Origin of the sequence: Geodermatophilus tzadiensis, from assembly GCF_003002915.1 — a bacterium.
In the GTDB taxonomy this organism is placed as follows: Bacteria; Actinomycetota; Actinomycetes; order Mycobacteriales; family Geodermatophilaceae; genus Geodermatophilus; species Geodermatophilus tzadiensis.
Window position 1 is genome coordinate 59,912 of the sequence record NZ_PVTG01000021.1, and the last position, 17,577, is coordinate 77,488.

Below are 17,577 nucleotides of genomic sequence, written 5' to 3' on the forward strand. Positions count from 1 at the left end.
ACGACGGTTCTCCTGTTCTCCACGATCGCCTGCCGGGTTAGCTGACGGGTTCGGACGGAGGAGTCGCCCGGCGCGACGAGTCGCGCTCCACCCCAGTGGTGCGGTGGGTCCCCGGCCCGGGTGCGGCGGGAGGCCGGCACCCGGTTAGGCGTGTCCGGCGGGTGTCACGGGGTAGGTGACGAAGGGCCCTGGCCGAACCGCGACGACGCTAGGTAGGCCTTGGTGAGCCTTCAACCGACCGTTCGGGCCGCCACGCCCGGGCGACCACGATCGACTTGACGCCGGCGTCGGTGTCCGACTCACGGGTCTGACCTGCGCCGTCGTCGTCCGGCCCCCGCCGCCCCGCCGAGGCCCTCCGCCGTGACGCGCCGCCGCCGAGAAGAAAGGACGATGCGGTGCGTCCGCACGCACCGTCAGGACGCGGCCACGGTCGGCCGACCGGATGACGCCGGGAGCGCCACGGTTGCGACGCGCGTTGACGGGGCACGGGTCCAGGGACCGACAGGAGGAGGCTCCCCATGGGGATGTTGAGGAAGCTCGTGGCTTCGGGCGTCGCCGCCAAGGTGGTGCAGGAGCTGCAGAAGCCGCAGAACCAGGCCAAGATCAAGCAGTTCATCCGCGACTACCAGGCCAAGAGCAAGGGCGGTCGCGGCGGCGGCACCGCCCGCCGCGGGTACTGATCCCGGCTCACCTCGCGACCCCCGTCCCGGACCCCCGGGACGGGGGTCGCGTCGTGTCCGGGGACGGCCGTGCTGCTAGACCCCGGGCAGCCAACGGACAGCGGACGACCACCTGAGGACGGTCGTGCTCTGCCCCGCCAGGCGGGGCAGAGCACGAGGTACGTCGCGGTGAGGTGTGGTGCGCCCGGGATCGGTGGGGTGGCGCTGCACGTCCGGGACGACGGCGTCCGCGTCGACGGCTCGAGGCCGTGGCAGCCTTCGGCGTTCCTCAGGAGGTCGACGCCGGCGGACCCAGGGGAACGGGATCGGGGCCCGCGACGATCGGCGCCGTCACCGTGCCGATCCCCTCGACCGTCACCGCGACCTCCACGCCCGGCCGCAGCCACGGGTGCCGCTCCTCGCCGTGCAGCGACCGCAGCTCCAGCAGGCAGCCGGTGCCCACCGTGCCGCTGCCGACGACGTCGCCGGGCCGCAGCTCCGTCCCCCGGGACGCGTAGGCCAGCATCTGCCCGAACGACCAGCGGATGTCGGCCCAGCTGCCGCCGCCCTGCTCGGCCCCGTCCACCGAGGCGCTCATCTGCAGCGCGTAGCCGTGCCCGGAGCGGTAGGGCTCCAGCTCGTCGGGCGTCACCAGCACCGGCCCGATCGTCGTCGCGCCGTCCTTGCCCTTCGCCGGCCCGAGTCCGACCTGCGACTCCACGCCCTGCACGTCGCGGGCGCTCCAGTCGACGAACACCGTGTAGCCGGCGATCGCCGCCTCGGCCTCCTCGGGCGTCAGGTCCGACCCGCCCCGGCCCACGACCGCGGCCACCTCGACCTCGTAGTCGAAGGCCTCCGAGCCTGGGGAGACCGGCACCGGCTCGCCCGGGCCGCGGATCGCCGCCGGGTTGGCGAAGTAGAAGACCGGCTGCCGGAACCACACCGGGGACACCTCCCGCCCGAACGCGGCCGAGGCGTTGCGCGCGTGCTCCTCGAAGGACAGGAAGTCGCGCACCGACGGCGGCCGCGGCACCGGCGCCCGCAGCACGAGCCCCTCCTCCGGCAGCACCTCGACCGGCTCGCGGTCGGCGGCCGCGGCGAGGTCGGGCAGCAGGTCGACCAGGGCGGCGTCCAGCCCGTGCACCTGCCCGTCGCGCAGCAGCCCGGCCCGCTCGGCCCCGGTGGACGGCGAGACGTAGGTCACCCAGCGCACCAGCTCTCCTCCCTCACGCCCGGCAGCCGATGGGGCCGCCGTGGAACGCGACCATGTCCGGCCAGATCGCGGTCAGCGGCAGCCGCTCTCCCGGTGCTCCGCCGTCGAGCTCCGCGTACGCCCGGTGCAGGTTGCCCACCAGCCGCTCGGACTCCTGCCACGCCGCGTACGGGTTGTCCGCGCGCCGCCGCGCCGTCTCCAGCGGCGACCACCCGGCCGCGTGGCCCTCGCGGGCGGTCGAGTCGACGAACGCCGCGTAGCCGGCCAGGTCGTCGAGCAGCCGGGGCACCTCCGCGCCGCGGCACACCGGCCCGTGCCCCGGCACGAGCACCTCCGGCTCCAGCGCGCGCAGCGCCTCGATCGCCCGCGGGTACCCGGCCACGCTGCCCTCGGCGAGGAAGGGCTGGCCGCCGGCGAACGCGATGTCCCCGGCGAACGCCACCCGCTCCGCGGGCAGCCACACGACCACGTCGCCGCGCGTGTGCGCCGGCCCGACCGCGTGCAGCTCCACCGCCCGCTCGCCGAGGTGCAGCGTCATCGCGCCGGTGAACGTCACGTCGGGCGGGCGGACCTCGAGGTGGCCGTAGTCCGGCCCGGTGAGCACCTGCGCGGCCAGCAGGCCCGCGGCGACCTGGTCCTCCCGGCTGTGCGCGTGCCCCACCACCGGCGTGCCCTCGGGGACCAGCCAGTTGCCGAAGGTGTGGTCGCCGTGGTGGTGGGTGTTCACCACCGCGCGCAGCCGACCGCGGGCGACGTCGGCCACCGCCGCGAACAGCGCCCGGTTGCGCGCCTCGGTCGAGGTGGTGTCGACCATCAGCCCGGCGCCGTCGTCGCCGGTGACCACGCCGGTGTTGTTGATCATCCAGCTGCCGTCGGGCTGCACGTAGGCGAAGACGCCCGGTGCCACCTGCTGCAGCGTCGCGGCCTCGATCGCGGTACTCACCGGACCGCCGGCTGCGGGCGGTGGGCCTGGCAGAGCGGCTCCATGACGTCCCATCCGTTCTCGCGGGTGCCTCCGGCGTCGGCCGGTCCCGCGTCGGCTGCGCGCTCACTGTCCTGCACGTTCCACCGGTAGGGGCAGGGGGGCTTTCGTCAGTCGCCCTTGACGTTGACCACCTGGCGCAGCGTGTGCCGGACCTCCACCAGGTCGGCGGCGTCGGCCATGACGACGTCGATGGACTTGTAGGCATCCGGGTGCTCGTCGAGGAAGGCGTCGGAGTGCCCCCAGGCGATGCCCCTCATCCGGCGGTCGAGGTCGGCGCGGGTGAACTGCCGGCGCGCCGCGCCACGGGAGAACGCGCGGCCCGCGCCGTGCGGCGCCGACATCAGCGACTCCGCGTTGCCCTTCCCGACCACGACGTAGGACGCCGCGCCCATCGAACCCGGGATCAGTCCCCACTGGCCCGCGCGCGCGGAGATCGCGCCCTTGCGGGACAGCCACACGTCGGCACCGAAGTGGCGCTCGCGCTCGGTGTAGTTGTGGTGGCACTGCACGACCTGCGCGCGGTGCACCTCCTCGGTGAGGCCGTGTCCACTCAAGAACCGCGACAGCTGCTCGGCGACGCGGTCCATCATCTCCTCGCGGTTGAGCGCGGCGAACCGCTGCGCCCAGTGCAGCGCCTCGACGTAGGCGTCGAACTCCGGCTCGCCCTCCTCCAGGTACGCCAGGTCGCGGTCGGGGACGTCGACCCCCTTGGCCCGGGTGCGGTCCTGGGCGATCCGGATGTGCTTCGACGCCAGCTTGTTGCCGACCCCGCGCGAGCCCGAGTGCAGGAACAGCCACACGCGGTCGGCCTCGTCGAGGGAGACCTCGATGAAGTGGTTGCCCGACCCGAGCGAGCCCAGCTGCTGCGGCCAGTTCGGCGCGACGCCGTCGGCCTGGGCCGCGCCCGGCAGGTCCCGCAGCTCCCCGACCCGCGCCGCCGCGCTGTCGCGCACCTTCTTGTTGTAGCGGCCGGCCGACAGGGGGATGGCCCGCGAGATCTGCTGGTGCAGTGTCGCGAGGTCCCGGCCGCGGACGTCGTCGCCGGTGAACTGGGTGCGGACGGCCATCATCCCGCAGCCGATGTCCACCCCGACCGCGGCCGGGATGATCGCGCGGTCGGTCGGGATGACCGAGCCGACGGTCGCGCCGAGACCGAGGTGCGCATCGGGCATCAGCGCGACGTGCGGGTGGATGAACGGCATCGACGCCGTCCGCTCGGCCTGCGCCCGGGTGGTCGGCTCCAGGATCGACGCCCAGTTGAGCAGGCGTTCGCTGATCTCCTCCATGGTCCTGCCTTCCTCCTGCCGCGGGCTGCGCGCCGCCACCGCACTACCCGGCGCCGTGCCCGGTCGACCCGGCGTGCCGTTTCCGTTCCGCGGGCCCCGGGCAGGCGGCGGGGGACAGCCGGACCCCACAGTGAGGACACCGCGATGCAGGTCGGACTGAAGCTCGCCACCGAGGCCTTTCCGCCCAACGAGGTGGTCCGCCAGACGGTCCGCGCGGAGGAGGCCGGCTTCGACTTCGTCGAGCTGAGCGACCACTTCCACCCGTGGCTGGACGTCCAGGGCCACAGCGGCTTCACCTGGTCGATGCTCGGGTCGATGGCGGCGCGGACCCAGCGGATCGGCCTGGTCACCGGCGTGACGTGCCCGATCATCCGGTACCACCCGGCGGTCATCGCCCAGGCCGCCGCGACGGTGCAGATCCTCTCGGACAACCGGTTCACCCTCGGCATCGGCGCCGGTGAGCGGCTCAACGAGCACGTCGTGGGCCAGGGCTGGCCGGCCGTGCGCACGCGGCACAAGATGCTCACCGAGGCACTGGAGATCATCAAGCTGCTCTGGCAGGGCGGCTACCAGTCCTACGACGGGCAGTACCTGCAGCTCGAGGACGCCCGCGTGTTCGACCTGCCCGACCGGCTGCCGGTCATCGCCGTCGCCAGCGGCGGGCACAACGCCTCGACGCTGGCCGCCGAGCACGGCGACGGGCTGTTCGCCACCGAGCCGCGCAGCGACCTGGTCGAGGCCTACCGCGACGCCGGCGGCGCCGGCCCGCGCTACGCCGAGGTGCCGATGGCCTGGGCCACCGACGAGGAGTCCGCCGTCCAGGAGGCGCTCACGACCAGCCGCTGGGCGCTCACCGGGTGGAAGGTGATGAGCGAGCTGCCCAACCCGGTGAACTTCGACGCGGCCAGCGCCACGGTGAAGCCCGACGACATCCGCCAGCAGTTCTCCTGCGGCCCGGACGTCGACAGGCACGTGCAGCAGGTGCAGCCCTACGTCGACGCCGGCTTCGACCACATCGTGCTGCAGAACGCCGGCCCCGACCCCGACGGCTTCATCGACGCCTGCGCCGGCGGGCTGATCGAGCGGGTCCGCGCGCTCACCCCGTCGTCCTGACGCGTATCCCGGGTGGGGACGCTTGCGCGACACCTCCCCGGGTAGCCCGCCGTCCATGAGCGGGACGAGCGAGAGCCGGGTCAGCAAGGTCGAGGCGGTCGCCGTGGAGGCCGGGGGGATGGGGCAGCGCAACCTGGCGGCCGGCTCCCGGATCGGGATGCGCCTGTGGGCCGCGCAGCAGCCGAGCGAGGGCGAGCCCGAGGTGGCCCGCGACTACGAGACGGTGGGCTACGCCGTCTCCGGGCGGGCCCGGCTGCGGGCGGAGGACCAGACGCTGGAGCTGGGGCCCGGCGACTCGTGGGTGGTGCCGGCGGGGGTGCGGCACACCTACGAGATCGTCGAGCCGTTCACCGCGGTCGAGGCCACCTCCCCGCCCGCGCAGGAGGCCGGCCGCGACGCCCCGCCGTCCTGAGCGAGGTCAGGGGCGGTCGAGCAGCCGCAGCGTCGGGCGCGAGGACAGCCGCTTCTCCAGGCTGACCCGGTGCCGGCCGTCGGGGTCGTTGCGGAAGTCGAGCGAGTCGACCAGCGCCTGCATGAGCCTCAGCCCCGCGCCGCCGCCGTCGGCCGACGGCTCGCGCCCGGCGACCTCGTCCGGGTCGAAGCCGCTGCCGTCGTCGACGACGGTGATCCGGCACACCTCGCCGGCGATGGCGACCGACACCTCGTACTCGGCGTGCGCACCGGCGTGCCGGACGACGTTCGCGCACGCCTCGGTGAGCGCCAGCGTGGTCTCCTCCACCACCGGCCGGTCGATGCGCAGGTGCTCGAGCGCCTGCCGGCACAGCCCCCGCACGAACGGCACGCTGTCGACGTCCACCGGAAGACGTACGGTGAAGCTGATCTCCACCCCGGGCCTCCCCGCGCAGCGTCCGGTTACGCTCCCTGGGTCCGACCACCGCACCGAGGGAGCCCGATCGTGCAGTTCGCCGTCGACCGCACAGCGGTGCACGGACGGCCGGCGCTGAGGGTACGCGGTGAGCTCGACGTCGCCACGGTGGCCCAGCTGGCCCGGTGCGTGGAGGCCGAGCTGTCCGCCGCGCCGCGGGCGCTGGTGGTCGACCTGACCGACACCGCGTTCATGGACTCCTCCGGCGCCCGGCAGCTGGCCCGCACCGCCAAGCGCGCCGCCGAGACCGGCACCGCGCTGCAGGTGGTCTGCCCCCGCGCGAACTCCCCGGTGCGCCTGGTCATCGACCTGCTCGAGCTCGACCGGCTGGTGCCCGTGGTCGAGACCGCCGGGCTCACCGACGGGGAGGTCGGGTCCTAGGGTCGCGGCGGTGACCTCGTCCCCGCCGCCCGCCGTCCCCGACCCGGTGCGCCGGCAGGTCGACGCTGACGCGCTGGCCCGCTGCGCCGACGAGCCGATCGCCGTCCCCGGCGCCGTCCAGCCGCACGGCGCGCTGCTGGCGGTCACCGAAGCCGACCTCGCCGTCGTCCTCGCCTCGGCCAACGCCGCCGACGTCCTGGGCGTCGAGCTCACCCGCCGGACGCTGGCCGACCTGCTCGGCCCTGCCGAGCTCGACCGGCTGCGCGCCGCGCTGGCCGGCGACCTCCCCGAGGCGGAACCACTGCGGGTCTCACCCGGCGGCCGCGAGCTGGACCTGGTGCTCTCGCGCAGCGACGGACTGCTGGTCACCGAGTGGGAGCCGGTCGCCGGCGCCGGGCAGGCCGGTGCGGCCTGGCACCGGCGGCTGCCCACGGTGCTGCAGCGGCTGTCGGCGCCCACGTCGCTCGAGGGGCTGACCGGGGTGCTGGCCCGCGAGGTGCGCGCGCTGACCGGCTTCGACCGGGTGATGGTCTACCGCTTCGACGCCGAGTGGAACGGCGAGGTGGTCGCCGAGGACCGCCGCGCCGACCTCGAGCCCTTCCTCGGCCTGCACTACCCGGCCGGCGACATCCCCGCCCAGGCCCGGGCGCTGTACGCCACCCACTGGCTGCGGCTGATCCCCGACGCCCGCTACACGCCGGTGCCGCTGGAGCCGCCGCTGGTGCCCGGCACCGGCCGGCCGCTGGACCTCTCGGGCGCGATGCTGCGCAGCGTCTCCCCGGTGCACCTGGAGTACCTGGCCAACATGGGCGTCACCGCCTCGATGTCGGTCTCGCTCGTCGACCGCGGCCGGCTGTGGGGCCTCGTCGCCTGCCACTCCTACAGCGGCCCGCACCGGCCCTCCTACGCCGACCGCACCGCCGCGGAGTTCCTCGGCCGCACCGCCTCGCTGCTGCTGCACACCACCGTCGAGGCCGGCGAGCACGACCGCGCGGTCGCGGTGGCCCGGCGCGAGGCCGAGCTGGCGGCCGCGGTCGGCCGCACGCCACGCACGCCGGCGGCCGCGCTGGTCGGCGGGGCGCTGACCGTGCTCGACCTGCTCCCCGCGGCCGGGGCGGCGGTCCGCCTCGACGGGCGGCTGCACCTGCTCGGGACCACGCCGCCGGCCGAGCGGGTGGCCGCCGTCGTCCCGGCGGTGCTGCGGGCCGGCGGGGCCATCGACCGGCTGACCCGCGCGCTGCCCGGGTTCGACGACCTCGCTGCCGACGCCAGCGGGGTGCTGGCCGTCGAGGTCGGCGGCGGCCGCGGGGACTTCCTCGCCTGGTTCCGCCCGGAGTCACCGCGCGAGGTGTCCTGGGGCGGGGACCCGCACACCTCCAAGGTCACCGACGGCCGGCTCTCCCCGCGCCGCTCGTTCGCCCGCTGGACCGAGACCGTCCGCGGCACCGCCCGGCCGTGGCGCGAGCACGAGGTGGCCGCCGCGCGGGCGCTGGCCGGGCACCTCGCCGAGGCGGTGCTGGCCCGCGCCGCGGAGGACGACCGGCTGTCGGCCGCGCTGCAGCGCACCCTGCTGCTCGAGGAGCTGCCCAAGGTGCCCGGCGTCGCGCTCGGCGCCCGCTACCGGCCCAGCCAGGCCGACGTCGTCGGCGGCGACTGGTACGACCTGGTGCCGCTGCCCGGCGGGGAGCTGGCCGTGGTGCTCGGCGACGTCGCCGGCCACGGCCTGTCCGCCGCGTCGGTGACCGCCCAGCTGCGGCACGCGCTGCGCGCCGTGCTGCTGCGCGACGAGGGCCCGGCGGCCGCCCTGTCGGCGCTCAACCAGCTCGTCGGCGCGCTGCTGCCCGGCGAGATGGCCACCGCCGTCGTCGCCCAGCTCGACCTCGCCACCGGCCGGGTCGCGCTGGCCAACGCCGGGCACCTGCCGGCCGTGCACGCCGCGGGCGGCGTCGGCCGGCTCGTCACCGACGGGCGCGGCCCGGCCCTGGGCCTGCTCGACGCGGTCGGCTACCCGCAGACCGAGCTGCGGCTCGACGCCGGCGACCGGCTGCTGCTCTACAGCGACGGCCTGGTCGAGCGCCGCGACCGGCCGCTGCCCGAGGGACTGGAGGCGGTCCGCGAGGCCGTGGCCGCCGTCGCCGGGGAGCCGCAGGCGGTCGTCGACGGCGTGGTGGCCGCGCTCGACCCGCCCGGCGACGACGACGTCACCGTGGTGGGCCTGGCGCGGGTCTGATCCTCAGCCGGCGCCGCCGCGGACCAGGTAGCGGTAGGCCGGCGAGCCGGGGTCGAGGTGCTGGATGCGCAGCGGGCTGGCCGCGGTGCGCTGCAGCAGCACCGGCAGGTCGTCGGCGTCGCCGAGCTCGATGCCGGTGAGGGCGGCGCCGGTCTCCCGGTTGTCCCGCTTGACGTACTCGAACAGCACGATGTCGTCGTCGGGGCCGAGCACGTCGTCGAGGAAGCGGCGCAGCGCCCCGGGCTCCTGCGGGAACTCGACCAGGAAGTAGTGCTTGAGACCCTGGTGCACCAGGGACCGCTCGACGACCTCGGCGTACCGGCTGACGTCGTTGTTGCCGCCGGAGAGCAGGCAGACGACCGTCTGGCCGGGCTCGACGCGCACGGTGCCGCCGGTGAGCGCCGCGGTGGCCAGCGCGCCGGCGGGCTCGGCGATGACGCCGTCGACCTGGTACAGCTCGAGCATCTCGGTGCAGACCTGCCCCTCGGGGACGGCGACGAGCTCCGCGCCGCAGTCGCGCACCAGCGGGTAGGTGACCGCGCCGGCCCGCCGCACGGCGGCGCCGTCGACGAAGGTGTCGATCGCGGGCAGGTCGACCGGCCCGCCGGCCGCCAGGGCCGCGGCCATGCTGGCCGCACCCGCCGGCTCGACGCCGACCAGCCGGGTGCCCGGGCTGGCCTGACGCAGCCAGGTGCCGCAGCCGGCCAGCAGCCCGCCGCCGCCCAGGGGGAGGACCACGACGTCGGGCGCGCGGCCCAGCTGCTCGAGCACCTCGACGGCGACGGTCGCCTGCCCGACCACGACCGGCCAGGCGTCGAAGGCCGGCACCAGCGTGGCGCCGGTGCCGGCGGCGTGCGCGGCCGCGGCCGCCGCGGCGTCGTCGTAGGTGTCGCCGGTGACGACGAGCTCGACCGCGTCGCCGCCGAGCGCCTGGATGCGGGCCCGTTTCTGCCGTGGTGTCGTGCCCGGCACGAAGACCGCGCCCCGGACGCCGAGGGAGCGGCAGGCGTGGGCGACGCCCTGGCCGTGGTTGCCGGCGCTGGCGCAGACGATCCCGGCGGCGCGGGCGGCGCCGTCGAGGCGGCTGATCGTGTTGTAGGCGCCGCGGACCTTGTAGGAGCGGCCGACCTGCAGGTCCTCGCGCTTGACCCAGACGTCGGCGCCGGTGAGGTCGCTGAGGCGCTGGTTGCGCTGCAGCGGCGTGCGCTCGGCGGTGCCCGCGAGCCGGCCGACGGCGTCGCGCACGTCGGCAGGGAAGCGGGCGAGGTCGGGGCTCGTCGCGGTGCTGCTCACGGCGTCCATCCTCCCGCCGGGCCTCGCCGGGCCCCGGTGGGTGTCCCCGCCGGGTCGGTCGTGCTCTGCCCCCGATGCGGACCAGAGCACGAAGGAGGGACGGAGAGGTGTCCGGCGGTGGGTCGTGCTCTGCCCCGCCTGGCGGGGCAGAGCACGACTATGCCGGCAGGAGGTGTCGCCCCCGCCCTCGTGCTCTGCCCACGCGGAGTGGGCAGAGCACGACCGGGCCGGGGAGGAGTACCCGGCTCAGGAGGTGACGCGGCCGTCCTCGTGCACGGTCAGCCGGCCGACGGCGGTGAGGCGGTCGAGAGCGGCGGTCAGGTGCGGAGTCAGCGACGGGGTGCGGCGGCGGTGACCGAACACCTCGGCGGTGCGCACGAACAGCTGGTCGGTGGTCAGCCCGCCGTCCGCGGCCCGGCACAGCGCCACCATCGCGTTGCCGACCTCCTCCGGCGCGACGTGCTCCAGCGGCCGGCCGGCACTCGTGGCCTGCCGGCGGAACGCGGTCCAGCCGGCCCGGTCGGTGCCCTCGGGCCAGACGAACTCGCCGTCGACGGTCCCCTCGGGCAGCAGGGCCAGCAGCGCGTCGCGGCGCGCCTCACCGACCCGCGAGAGGCCGAACGCCCCGGCCGCGAGCCGGGCGAGCCGGTCCCGGTGCACGGGACCCTCGGCCTTGACCCCGGCCAGCAGCACCCGCCGCACCAGCCGGGCGGTGCGGGCGTCGGCGAGCCCGTCGAGGGCCTTGCGGTCCCCCGCCGGCTTGGGCGCCCAGGGGCGGAACGGCAGCTCGCCCTCCAGCGCAGCCGCAGCCGGGCGGCGGGCGGCCGACGGCCGGGCCGGCGCGGCGGGCGCCTCAGCGGCCGGAGCCCCGGCAGCGGGGGTCTCGAGTGCGGCGGGTTCGGGCTCGGCCAGGTCGGGGACCACGGTGAGCGTCACGGGGGCCGTCGCCGGTTCCGGCTCGGGAGCGGGCCCGGCGTCGGCCGTGCGCGGGCCGGGCAGTGCGGCGAGCGCCCCGGTGACCACCGTGTGCAGCGTCCGGGGCGGCGCGGCAGGGGCGACCGGCGCAGGAGCGGCCGGGACGCTGCTCAGCTGCACCGGCGCCGCGGCCCTCGGCGCGGCCGGAGCGGGCACCGCGGCGACGGCGGCGACCAGCCGGTCGAGCACCTCCTCGCGGTCGCGCAGCCACGACGGCAGCCACACCCGCTCGACCAGCGGCCAGCCGAGGAGGCCGCCGAGCACCTCGACGGGCAGGCCGTCGCGGTCGCCGACGGTGCCCCGCCGCGCCCACTCCGGGCCGTCGAGCAGCACGGCGAGCACCGGGGTGTCCGGATCACCGGGGCGGGCCACCGACAGGTCGATGCGGAAGTCGGAGAGCCCGACGTCGGTGCGCACCACCAGGCCGCGCGAGCGCAGCGCCTCGGCGACCTCCTCGCGGTGCCGGTCGGGCAGGCCCACCCGGCGGGCGGCGCGGGGCAGCGCGTCGGGGCCCAGCGCGGCCAGGTCCAGCCAGGCGCGCAGGTGCTTGATGCCCACCGACGACGTCTGCTCCGCGCGCAGCGCCGACGGGTCGAAGGAGGTGAAGACGACGACCTGCCGCCGCGCGCGGGTGATCGCCACGTTGAGCCGGCGCTCGCCGCCCACCCGGTTGAGCGGGCCGAAGTTCAGCGGTAGCACGCCGCGCTCGTCGGGGCTGAAGCCGGTGGAGAACAGCACCACGTCGCGCTCGTCGCCCTGCACGTTCTCCAGGTTCTTGACGAACAGGCCCTCGCCGTCGGTGCGGTCGAGCGCGGCGACCAGCCGCTCGTCGCCGGAGTCGCGCAGCAGCGACTCGACGTAGGCCCGCTGCTGCGCGTTGACGGTGACCACGCCGATCGAGGGCACCGCGTCCGGCGAGGCGGCGAAGCGGCGGCGGATCTCGGCGACGACGGCCTTGGCCTCCATCGGGTTGGTCCGCAGCAGCCGGCCGGCGCCCGCGCGGTGGAAGGTGCCGTCGACCCGCACCAGCGAGATGCCGCGGCCGTCGACGTCCGCGGAGGGCCGGCCGTGCGCCGGTGCCGGGAAGGACGCGAGCCGGTCGTCGTAGTAGTGGGCGTTGCTGAAGGCGATCAGCGACTCGTCCTGGCTGCGGTAGTGCCACGACAGCCAGTGCCGCGGCAGCCCCGCCTGCACGCACTCGGTGAGGATCGACTCCTCGTCCTCGGCGGCGGTCCCCAGCAGGCCGGCCGGGTCGTCGTCGCGGGCCGCCGTCGACTCGGCGAACGACGTCGGCGGCAGCTGCTGGCTGTCGCCCACGACGACCGCGGCCCGTGCCCGGCCCAGGGCGCCGACGGCCTCGGCCACCCGGATCTGCGAGGCCTCGTCGAAGACCACGAGGTCGAACTGGCCGGCCCGCGCCGGGAAGAAGCGGGCCACCGAGTCGGGGCTGACCAGCACGCAGGGCAGCAGCGCGGTCACCAGGTCGCCGTGCTCGGCGAGCAGCGCGCGCACGCTCGGTCCGCTGCGCGAGCGGGTCAGCTCGCGCTGCAGCGCGCCGAGCCGGTCGTCGTCCAGGCGGCGACCGGCCAGCACCGCCGCCGGCAGCGCGGCCGTCAGGTGCCGGCGGACGCCGCGCGAGGCGGCGGTGAAGCGGGCGATCGCGCGGTCGTGCGCGACCTCGTCGAAGGCGTCCAGGCCGGTCGCGGCGCGCCGCTCGGCGCCCGACACCGTGGCCAGCCCGGCCTCGAACGCGCGCGGGGCGTCCTCGGCGGGCAGCCGGCCGCTGACCAGCGCGTGGCGGGCCTCGGTCAGGCCCGCGGCGCGCAGCGGCTCGACGGTGTCGAGGAACTCCGCCCAGCGGCGCAGCGAGATCAGGCCGGGGTGGTCCAGGCCGCGCTCGGGGCGGGTCAGCGCCCAGCGCAGCAGCACGCCGTCGTCCCCGCACCACTCGGCGAACGCGGCCGGGCTGCTGTCGCACGCCCGCAGCAGCGCGGTCAGCGCCCGGCGCAGCCGGGTCACCGCGGCGGCCGCGGCGGCGTCCGGGCCGGGTCCGGCCACGAGGTAGCGGCGCAGCGCGACGGCGAACGGGCGAGCGCTGTCGACCGCGGCGCCGGCCCGCTGCAGCCAGCCGACCTGTCCGTCGAGCAGCGTCGGGTCGGTGAGCGGGTTCCAGCCGGCCGGCACCGACAGGCCCGGGATGACCGCGGCCCGCGCCACGAGGGCCGCCGCGGCCTGCTGCACCCGCCACAGCGCGGCGGTCAGCTCCGGGACGTCGCGCAGCCGCACCTGCACGCCGGGCCGCAGCACCGGCGCGAGCCGGGCGCGCACCGCCTTGAGCCCCTGCCGGCGGGTCCACCAGCGGGCGGCCTGCGCGGTCTGCGCCTGCACGTAGAGGTCGGCCAGCGGCAGCTCCACCGCCTCCGGCGTGGCCAGCTCCAGGCCGGGGTGCACGGCCCCGGAGAAGGCGGCCAGGTCGGCGAGCACCGCGGCGGTCACCGTCGTCCACCGCTGCGTGGGCACCTCGTCGAGCACGTCGAGGCCCACGCCGGGGCCGGCCAGCAGGTGGGCCAGGGCGACGAGGTCGGCGGGGGTGCGCACCTCGCGCAGCGCCCGCGACAGGTGCTCCTCCGCCGGCAGCGAGCGCACCGCGGCGTCCACCTCGAGGGCGGCGGCGTGCGCGGCGGCCAGGTCGACGCGCGCGGAGTCGACGAACGCCCACGGGTGCCGCGCCGAGGGCCGGGCCAGGTCGGCGACGTCGGGCAGCAGGGCCAGCGCGCGGCGCACCGCGGCCAGCGTCTCGGCGGGTGCGGCGGCGGCGAAGGTCAGCGGCACCGGCAGGTGCGGCACGTCGTCCCCGACGGCCAGCCGCGCCGTCCGCGACGAGTAGTAGGACAGCCCCGCGGCGTTGGGCGCGTGCAGCCGGTCGGCGTAGCGGGCCAGGGTGCGGCGGGCCGCGCGCAGGTCCTCGCCGTCGGCGGCCAGGCCCGGCTCGTCGACGGCGACCGCGTGCTCCAGCGCCGCGCGCACGCGGGCGCGGACCTCGGAGGCGCGGGCGCCGCGGTCGTGCAGGTCGAGGGTGAACGGGCCCATGCCCACCGCCTCGAGCCGGCGGGCCACCACGTCGAGCGCGGCCCGCTTCTCGGCGACGAACAGCACCCGCATGCCCTCGGCGACCGCCCGGGTGAGCAGGTTGGTGATGGTCTGCGACTTGCCCGTCCCCGGCGGCCCCTCGAGCACGAAGGTGCGGCCGGCCAGGCCCTCGGCCACGGCGCGCAGCTGCGAGGCGTCGGCCGGGACGGGGCAGGCGGCGGCGAGCTCGTCGAGGTCGGCCGGGACGGCCGGGGCCGGCACCGGGTCGACGAACGGCTGGTGCGGCGCGTGCACCAGGTGGTCGACCAGCGGGTTGGCGGCCAGCTCCGCCCAGTGCTCGTCGAGGTCGCGCCAGAGCCGGTACCCGGCGAACGACAGGACGGCGAGGTCGGCGGTGGCCTCGACGCGGAACGGCAGCCCGGCGTCGGCCAGCGCCTGGCGGAGGGTGGCCAGGACGCTGTCGACGTCGACTGCCTCGGCGTCGGCGCTCAGGCCCGGCAGCTCCAGGCCGTGCTCCTGCCGCAGCTTCTCCAGCAGACACCAGTTCGGGCTGGCGCCGGCCGTCTCGTCGGCCGACAGCCGGTAGCTCTCCGCGCCGTCGGGGGAGGCGCCGGCGGGGGCGAGCACCACCGGCAGCAGCACCAGCGGGGAGCGCAGCGGCCGCTCGTCGACCTCCCAGACCAGGCTGCCGAGGGCCAGGTGCAGGTTGTTGGCACCGGTCTCCTCGAGGACGGTGCGCGCGCGGTGGGCCAGGGCGCGCAGCCGCGGCAGGTACCCGCCCTCGGAGACGTCGGCGTGCACGGCGCCCTGCTCCAGCAGCACCTCGGCCAGCTCGCCGACCGGCAGCCGCCGGGCGGTGTCGACGCCCCGCTCCCGCTGCTCCTCGGGCAGCCGGTCGGCGGGCAGCAGGCCGACCGCCGTCCCGCCGGTGAGCAGGCCGGCCAGCGTGGCCAGGTAGGCGCCCGGGACGGTCAGCGGCAGGCCGGCGCCGGGGGTGTAGTTGATCAGCCGGTTGCGCAGGCTGAGGTCGAGCAGGGCGTTCTTCCACTGCTGCACGCGCGGGGGCACGCCCGGGCGCTCGCCGGGAGCGGGCGCGGCGTGCCGGCCGGGCGGCCGGGCGGGGTCGGCCGCGACCGGCCGGTACTCGATCACCTGGACCGCGCCGTCGGCACCCCGGGTGCGGACGGGCAGCGGCAGGATGCCGTCGCGCCGGGCGCGGCGCACGTCGGTGACGCCGAGCAGCCGGTCGGGCGCCCCGGTCAGCCAGGCGTCGGCGGCGCGGTGCAGCGCGTCGGCGTCCGGCTCGGCGTCGGGCCCGTCGCCGGTGGTCAGCAGCGTGGTCTCCACCAGCCGGACCAGGCCGCGGCCGACCAGGTCCACCAGCGGGGCGACGTCGGTGGTGGCGGCGCTCTCGGCGCTGCGCTCCTCGCGCCAGTAGCCGAGGACGGCGTGCCGGTCGGCCACCCACAGCAGCGGACGGACGCCGGCCGCCTCCAGCGCGGCGGCCAGCGTGACGACGACGTCCAGGCAGCTGCCCACCCGCCCGTCGAGCACCTCGCCGGGGGTGCGCACCTGCTGCGCGTGCTCGGCCCAGCCCGCGGGCGCCTCGCCGGCCCGGACGCCCCGGGCCCGCAGTGCGGCGGCCACCGCGGTGACGACCTCGTCGACCCGCTCCGGCCCGGCCGCGTAGCCCGGGACGCCGGCGTCGCCGGTGCCCGCGTCGAGCCGCGCCGCGGCCTCACCGAGCAGCGCGGTCACGGCCGGGTGCTGGGGCTGGACGTGCGCGGCCAGCAGTTCCAGGGCCAGCGGCACCGGGGCGGCCAGCCACTGCCCGGCGGCCAGCACCTGCACCGGCAGCGCGGTGCCGCCGACGTCGGCGCCGGCCGCGGTCACGTCGATCTCGACCGAGCCCGGGCGCTGCCGGCCGACCTGCTGCATGGCGGCGGGGTCGAGGACCAGGCCGAGGTCGCTGAGCACCGTCGTGCGGCCGGCCTCGAGGTCGACGGTCAGCTCGACCGGGGTGCCGATGGGTCCCTCGGCGTCGCGGACGCCGAGCCGCACGGTGGCGCCGGGCAGCGGGCCGCCGTGGGCGGTGAGCGCCAGCCGGGACACCACGGGCACCCCGCCGGCGGCCAGCGCGGCCGACAGCACCGGCGTGCTCGTGGCCGTGATCGCCACGCTCGCCCGGGCAGCCCCGTCGTGCGGATGCGGCCGGCCGTCCGGAGTGCCCATGGCGCCCTGTCTACCGGTCCGGACGGACCGGTCCGGTCATCCCCGGACGAGTCTGGGACGGGTGTGACGGGAGGGCCGAGACGTTGTCCGGAGACCCTGCCGCGCTGCCGAGAACGGCTCCGCTCAGCCGGCGAAGCGCTGCTCGAGGTCGGTCACCTCGGGCAGGCCGACGAGGTCGGTGAACTCCCCGAAGGTGGGCAGCCCGTCCAGCGGCGGCACGCCCTCGGTGCGCAGCCCGTCGAGCAGCGCCCGGATGCCGGCGGTCGCGGCCAGCAGGGTGCCGATCGGGTAGATGACCAGCGCGAAGCCCAGCTCGGTCATCCGCTGCAGCGACAGCGGGGGAGTGCGCCCGCCCTCGGCCCAGTTGAAGACCAGCGGCGCGACGCCGGCCAGCTCGCCGGCCACCCGCTCGACGTCGGCCTCGGTCGTCGGCGCCTCGACGAAGAGCAGGTCGGCGCCGGCCTCGGCGTAGGCGCGGGCGCGCTGCAGGGCGTCGTCCACCCCGCTGACCGCGACCGCGTCGGTGCGCGCGATGAGCACCAGGTCGGGGTCGCGCCGGGCGGCCGCGGCCGCCCGGACCTTGCCGGCCATCTCCTCGGTCGGGACGAGCGCCTTGCCGCTCATGTGCCCGCACCTCTTGGGCATGACCTGGTCCTCGAGCTGGATGCCCGCGGCCCCGGCCTGCTCGTAGAGCTGCACCGTGCGGACGACGTTGAGCGCGTTGCCGTAGCCGGTGTCGGCGTCGGCGATGACCGGGACGTCGACGGCGGCGGCGATCCGGCGGGCGTTGTCGACCATCTCCGCGCCCGACAGCAGCCCGACGTCGGGGCGGCCGATGAGCGAGGCCGTCGTGCCGAAGCCGGTCATGTAGACGGCGCCGAAGCCGGCCTGCTCCACCAGCCGGGCCGACAGCGCGTCGTAGGCCCCCGGCGCGACCAGCGGCGCCGGGCCGGCGAGCAGCTCGCGCAGCCGGGCCCGCGGCGCCCCTCCGGCCCCCAGCAGATCCCCCACGACGCCTCCTCGGTGAGCGGCCCCCGCCGACCGGGTGCGCGCGTCCCGACACGGTCGGTTGCATACACGGGCCGGTGCGGGGTGGTCCGGGTCGGGAGCAGTCTGCACCGGCCGCGACGTGCACCGCAACGCAGGAAACGGAACGCGGAGGTTCTCCGGCGACCCCTTGTGCGCACCCGCCCCCACCCCTACCTTGCATGCAATCGAACGGGGGGTGTGAGCT

12 protein-coding genes and 1 riboswitch are annotated in these 17,577 nt (G+C 76.7%); of the genes, 5 read left to right on the forward strand and 7 right to left on the reverse strand.

Features of this window, described 5'->3' with window-relative positions; genetic code table 11:
* Positions 1 to 10: 10 nt before the first annotated feature.
* A riboswitch (cyclic di-AMP (ydaO/yuaA leader) is annotated at positions 11 to 138 on the reverse strand.
* Between the two features lie 380 nt (positions 139 to 518).
* A complete protein-coding gene (locus LY71_RS23620) occupies positions 519 to 680 on the forward strand; it encodes a hypothetical protein (protein ID WP_170121431.1) in 162 nt (53 codons plus the stop codon).
* A 268-nt stretch (positions 681 to 948) separates the two neighbouring features.
* On the opposite strand, the gene LY71_RS21385 is transcribed toward LY71_RS23620, so the two are convergent.
* The 3 genes from LY71_RS21385 to LY71_RS21395 all read right to left on the reverse strand — a co-directional run bounded on the left by LY71_RS21385 (position 949) and on the right by LY71_RS21395 (position 4,143).
* Entirely contained in the window at positions 949 to 1,872 is a 924-nt protein-coding gene (locus tag LY71_RS21385) for a fumarylacetoacetate hydrolase family protein (protein WP_211297471.1), read from the reverse strand.
* 13 nt (positions 1,873 to 1,885) lie between these two features.
* A complete protein-coding gene (locus LY71_RS21390; RefSeq protein ID WP_211297472.1) occupies positions 1,886 to 2,815 on the reverse strand; it encodes an MBL fold metallo-hydrolase in 930 nt (309 codons plus the stop codon).
* A gap of 149 nt (positions 2,816 to 2,964) precedes the next feature.
* Positions 2,965 to 4,143, reverse strand: a complete 1,179-nt coding sequence (locus LY71_RS21395; RefSeq protein ID WP_106281599.1) for an RtcB family protein — start codon at positions 4,141 to 4,143, stop codon at positions 2,965 to 2,967.
* 144 nt (positions 4,144 to 4,287) lie between these two features.
* On the opposite strand from LY71_RS21395, the gene LY71_RS21400 reads away from it, so the two are divergent.
* Both LY71_RS21400 and LY71_RS21405 read left to right on the forward strand, forming a co-directional pair.
* Positions 4,288 to 5,256 (forward strand): TIGR03557 family F420-dependent LLM class oxidoreductase, encoded by a 969-nt coding sequence (locus LY71_RS21400; protein ID WP_106281602.1) that lies wholly within the window; start codon positions 4,288 to 4,290, stop codon positions 5,254 to 5,256.
* A 55-nt stretch (positions 5,257 to 5,311) separates the two neighbouring features.
* The gene (locus LY71_RS21405; protein ID WP_106281604.1) at positions 5,312 to 5,668 is read left to right on the forward strand and encodes a cupin domain-containing protein; all 357 of its coding nucleotides are present in this window, start codon (positions 5,312 to 5,314) and stop codon (positions 5,666 to 5,668) included.
* Positions 5,669 to 5,674: 6 nt separating this feature from the next.
* Here LY71_RS21405 and LY71_RS23220 read toward each other — a convergent pair whose 3' ends face one another.
* A complete protein-coding gene (locus tag LY71_RS23220) occupies positions 5,675 to 6,073 on the reverse strand; it encodes an ATP-binding protein (RefSeq protein ID WP_170121432.1) in 399 nt (132 codons plus the stop codon).
* A gap of 99 nt (positions 6,074 to 6,172) precedes the next feature.
* On the opposite strand from LY71_RS23220, the gene LY71_RS23225 reads away from it, so the two are divergent.
* Positions 6,173 to 6,523 (forward strand): STAS domain-containing protein, encoded by a 351-nt coding sequence (locus LY71_RS23225; RefSeq protein WP_170121433.1) that lies wholly within the window; start codon positions 6,173 to 6,175, stop codon positions 6,521 to 6,523.
* 10 nt (positions 6,524 to 6,533) lie between these two features.
* On the forward strand, positions 6,534 to 8,753 hold the full coding sequence (locus tag LY71_RS21415; RefSeq protein WP_106281610.1) for a SpoIIE family protein phosphatase: 2,220 nt from the start codon (positions 6,534 to 6,536) through the stop codon (positions 8,751 to 8,753).
* Between the two features lie 3 nt (positions 8,754 to 8,756).
* On the opposite strand, the gene ilvA is transcribed toward LY71_RS21415, so the two are convergent.
* The 3 genes from ilvA to LY71_RS21430 all read right to left on the reverse strand — a co-directional run bounded on the left by ilvA (position 8,757) and on the right by LY71_RS21430 (position 17,354).
* On the reverse strand, positions 8,757 to 10,046 hold the full coding sequence (ilvA, locus tag LY71_RS21420; protein WP_245888183.1) for a threonine ammonia-lyase IlvA: 1,290 nt from the start codon (positions 10,044 to 10,046) through the stop codon (positions 8,757 to 8,759).
* Between the two features lie 246 nt (positions 10,047 to 10,292).
* Positions 10,293 to 16,289: a DUF3320 domain-containing protein gene (locus tag LY71_RS21425; protein ID WP_245888184.1), complete on the reverse strand. Its 5,997-nt coding sequence runs from the start codon at positions 16,287 to 16,289 to the stop codon at positions 10,293 to 10,295.
* A gap of 177 nt (positions 16,290 to 16,466) precedes the next feature.
* Complete coding sequence (locus LY71_RS21430) at positions 16,467 to 17,354, reverse strand: isocitrate lyase/PEP mutase family protein (protein ID WP_106281618.1); 888 nt, start codon at positions 17,352 to 17,354, stop codon at positions 16,467 to 16,469.
* Positions 17,355 to 17,577 lie beyond the last annotated feature (223 nt).